The organism is Candidatus Erwinia dacicola, from assembly GCF_001756855.1.
GTDB classification, from domain to species: domain Bacteria; phylum Pseudomonadota; class Gammaproteobacteria; order Enterobacterales; family Enterobacteriaceae; genus Erwinia; species Erwinia dacicola.
The window spans coordinates 1-1,242 of the sequence record NZ_MAYS01000554.1 but is presented as its reverse complement, the minus strand read 5'-3'; the positions used below and the strand labels follow the sequence as shown (position 1 = coordinate 1,242).

The following is a 1,242-nucleotide window of genomic DNA, read 5'->3' as shown; positions in this document are numbered from 1 at the left end:
CCGCCATTCATCATAAAGTGACTGGCAAAGGTATGCCTTAGTACGTGTGTCATTTGTCCATCAGGCAACTCAAGCCCGGCTCTTTCTAAAGCTGAACGGAATGCGTAGTAACAAGGGGTAAAAAGCGCACCGTTCTTTTTAGGCAGCTCGTCAGCAAGAGCTAAGGAAATGGGAATAGTGCGGTTCTTTTTACCTTTGGTTTTTACAAAAGTAATTCGCTGTCCTGAAACCTGCGATCGCTTCAGACCCTCCGCCTCGCTCCAGCGTGCGCCAGTAGCCAGGCAAAGCTTAACGATCATCAGCAGGTCTTTCGCTGTACTTGCTGTACATGCTTCTAAAAGCAGGTTTATTTGTTCTGCGGTCAGGTAAGCCATTTCGCTTTCGTCAATGCGGAAATGACGGACGTTTTCGAGAGGGTTCGGCAACGTCCATTCGCCCAGTCTTTTCAGTTCATTAAAGACCGCAAGAAAATAAGCCAACTCCAGATTGAGAGTGCGAGGAGCTACCTTACTAATTCGCTTCGTTCGGGCAAAATAGCCTTCAAGGCGTTTACCGCGATAAGAAGTAAAGAGCTGAGCATTAAACTCTGCTGCAAGGGGAGAGCCCATACATTCACACGCCCACGTCATAGTACTTCTGCGCTTCTCGCCATCTTTAAGCGTAATGCCATGGCGGCTGAACCAAAGCTCTACCAGGTCAGTTAGTCGACGCGTTTCTTTTGCTTCACCCAGCCACGGGGCCGCTTCGATTTTTTCAAGCGTATAGTTCTCAAACGCTAAAGCTTCGCCTTTGGTTGAGAACTTTTTACGGACGCGCTTACCTTCTTTTCCGCTACTACGGTCAACAGTATAAAAATCAGCGATCCATTGACCGTCAGGAAGTTTCCTTACTGGCATAATTAGTATTCAAGATCCGTTGTTTTAGTTGTCTGTATACAGCTTAACAGGCTCAATTTTGAGCTAGCTTATAGTCAAAACGACACGCCCGATTATATTTATATCATCAATGGAACAGTCGAAAGACGCCCCTGCACCAATGCTTGATACGCGTACTTTCTTAACAGGAATGCGTGTAAGCAATCTAACGCTGAACTTACCCTCGATTTCAATCAACCAGCTATGGTCGTAAATTTCGCTAATTTCTTTATCGATAATATATTGAATCGCGCCTTCTACTACGCACACAGGATTTTTAGGTAAGTCTCTGCCGTGCAGGAACACACTTTTATCAAGCATAAAAATG

At 45.5% G+C, this 1,242-nt stretch carries 2 protein-coding genes; both read right to left on the bottom strand.

The features are described 5' to 3' along the window. The coding region (locus tag BBW68_RS13735; RefSeq protein ID WP_070135776.1) for a phage integrase at positions 1-896 on the bottom strand (896 nt) is incomplete at its 3' end. Between the two features lie 63 nt (positions 897-959). Beyond that, positions 960-1,242 (bottom strand): S24/S26 family peptidase (locus BBW68_RS13730; RefSeq protein WP_476727293.1); only part of this gene is annotated, 283 nt, incomplete at its 5' end.